Raw genomic sequence first — 2,651 nt, forward strand, 5'->3', positions numbered from 1 at the left:
ATATGCATCTGCCGGAGTTGCGTGCCGCGCTCGACCGGGAGGCGATGGTGGTGCACACTGATCAGGTGAACGCTGCCTGAGTTTCACGGGGCCGCTGCTGAAGTTCCACGAACTTCGGGACATCCTCTGGTCGGTGGCGGTAGGGCACAACCGCAACGCCGCCGGTGTCGAACCGGGCCGCCGGTAGCCTCGGCGGAGTGCAGACCGACCGAGCCCACCTGGCCGCCCGCATCCGCGAAGCGCACCGGTTTCCCTCGTTCACCACCGGCGCCGTCGACGACGTCACGAGCACGGTGGTGGCCGAAGCGCTCGCGACCGAGAACGTCACCTTCACGGTCACGATCACTGCCTGTCGGTTCGCGGTCGGTCCGGGCCGGTGGGATCCGGCCGCTGCCGGGACCGTCGTGACGGTGACCGTCGCAAGCTGTGACACCGCCTCCGGCGCCCGCCGGCACGTGGATCTGGCGGAGCCGGAGGCGTGGGTGCGGGCTGTGTTCGCCGAGTTCGACGACGACCAGCGGATCTATCTGCTCGGCAGCATCGATCCGGACACCGGGCGCTCGGCGCGTGGCCTGTTCGCCTACCGGGCCTACTTCTACGAGGATGGGACGCCGATCGGTGTGCCCGCGCAACTGGTCGATACGCCCCACTACTGGATCGGCGCTCTGCACTGAGCGGAACGGTCGCGGCCGGGGTCGGGGTCGATTCGGGGCTTCCGCCGGTAGACCGTGAAGCTCGAGTTCTTCGGGGTGGGCGACGTACTCGGTCTCGCCGATCGGTTCGGACAGATCCCACGGCCGCACTGTGTGATCGGCGCCGGCGCCGGCCACCCCCGGTGCAGTCCGGATCGAAAGACCACCCCGGACACCGAATCGGTGTGTCCGGTGGCCGGTGAGCGGATACGTCAGGAGTTGTGCCGGTGAGGTGCCGTCGGCACGCGGCGGCACCGGTCGATCGCGGCCTGAGCGAGAGCCCGGGCCGTGTCCGCGGCCGCGTGCCCGGTCTCGCGGTCGAGTTCGATTGTTGCCGAGGGGGAGTCGAGTCCGGGGAAGGTGATGACCGGATACCAGCGCCCGTCTCGTTCCAGGGCTGATGGGGTCGCCGCCGCCGGGTTGATCAGGATCGTGCCGTCCGCGTAGTCGACGGCCACTGCGGTCTGCGCGGTGATGCCGAGCTGGTCGCCGCGGCGGGTGCCGATCAGGGCGGCCGCCGTGGCGGGCAGGTCCGGTGCGTCCCGGTCGGGGTTCTCGGCGATCCACAGGTAGGTGCCGTCGAGGTACTGGGCGTAGACCGCGTCGGCGCGCTCGTCGAGGAACGCCAGGGGTGAGGTGATGTGTGCTCCTGCCGGTTCGGGGATCGACCCGGCCGGAACTGCGGCGGCGCGTTCGATGCGGTGGGCGATCAGCGGCCACAGGATCGCGAGGCTGTCGGCGACCGGGCGGGCGGCCGGTCCGATCGGGAACTGTGCGTCCGGGGCGTGGTGGGCGAACACGATGACCGTGCCGGTGGCGTAGGCGGTGATGGCCGGATGGTTCATGTCGTCGCCCCAGGACAGCTCGACCCGGCCGGGTTCGTCCAGGGTTTCCGGTTCGGGGTATCGGGCCGCGGCCAGTGCGGCGCGCAGCTGCTGTTCGTGGGGCATCGGTTTCTCCGGTCGGATGGTTCGACTCGGTTGTGGAGCTGGTGTCGGTGGTGGTTCGCGCCGGGCCGCGGTACCCCGCGGAGACGACCGGCCGGGGGTCCCCGACCGGTGCAGGTTCATGTGTTCGATCGGCTGAATTCTCTTGTGCTCGTAGAGTACTGCGACTTCGGCGTAGGTGGTATCGACGGTGTATCCGACCTGCCCGCGTTCGATGGCGACGTCGGTGATGCGGCCTCAGTGCACGACGAAGCCTGCGATGGTCGCGATGAACGGCCGGCCGGTGATCGTGTGTTTCGGCTTGAGCCGCCATCGGGTGACCCCGGGTCGCGCTCGCCGGGGGGCAGGCGGGAATGCCGACCCATGCGCCGCCGGTGCTCGTCGACGTCGCGCACCGGTGGACCGCACCCACCCACTGACATGCAAGAACCGACCCGCCTCGATGTCGGTGCGGGGGTCTTCTGCCGTTCGGATGGACGTTCGGCCTCGCACTCGTTGACATGGTTGACGATTAGGAGGACGCTTGGGTTGACGACGTTGACAAGCTGGGAGGATCTCGCATGAACACCCTGGTCGAACAGGAACGCAAACTCCTGGACCTTCTCACCCGCCGCGTCCACAAGACATTTGCCGACGCGCGCGCAGCCGGTGTCCCCGCCGAGGTCTTCGACGACGTCGAATCGATCGCCGCTTCGATGGCCGCGGCCCTGCCCACCAGCCACATCTACGACCAGCTGGTCGGCCCCTTCTACGACACCGGCGGCCTGACCCGGTGGTGGGGCGTGAGCCGCCAGGCCGTCAACAAGGCCGTCGCCGCCGACTCCGTGATCGCCTGCCGACTCGCCGACGACGGCCAGTGGGTCTACCCCACCTGGCAGTTCACAGACACGGGAACGGTGCATCCGCACCTGATCGCACTGTGGAGGACCCTGCGCGGCGCCGCCGACCCGTGGACCTGCGCGGTGTGGCTGCGCAGCCCGCAGCCCGAACTCGGTGATCGCAGCGCATCCGA

General features: G+C 69.3%; 3 protein-coding genes. 2 read left to right on the forward strand and 1 reads right to left on the reverse strand.

From position 1 onward, the window contains the following. The first annotated feature begins 197 nt into the window (after window positions 1-197). Window positions 198-674: a hypothetical protein gene (locus WAX14_RS21920; protein ID WP_422630154.1), complete on the forward strand. Its 477-nt coding sequence runs from the start codon at window positions 198-200 to the stop codon at window positions 672-674. 230 nt (window positions 675-904) lie between these two features. On the opposite strand, the gene WAX14_RS21925 is transcribed toward WAX14_RS21920, so the two are convergent. Then, window positions 905-1,642 (reverse strand): hypothetical protein, encoded by a 738-nt coding sequence (locus tag WAX14_RS21925; RefSeq protein WP_422630155.1) that lies wholly within the window; start codon window positions 1,640-1,642, stop codon window positions 905-907. Between the two features lie 557 nt (window positions 1,643-2,199). Between WAX14_RS21925 and WAX14_RS21930 the strand changes: the two genes are divergently transcribed. After that, window positions 2,200-2,651 (forward strand): hypothetical protein (locus WAX14_RS21930; RefSeq protein WP_422630156.1); only part of this gene is annotated, 452 nt, incomplete at its 3' end.

Origin of the sequence: Rhodococcus sp. (in: high G+C Gram-positive bacteria), assembly GCF_049299235.1 — a bacterium.
Taxonomy (GTDB): domain Bacteria; phylum Actinomycetota; class Actinomycetes; order Mycobacteriales; family Mycobacteriaceae; genus Rhodococcus.

Bases quoted from the DNA above. Each gene is read 5' to 3' on its own strand.
- WAX14_RS21925 (WP_422630155.1), bottom strand. From the start codon at position 1,642: ATGCCCCACGAACAGCAGCTGCGCGCCGCACTGGCCGCGGCCCGATAC.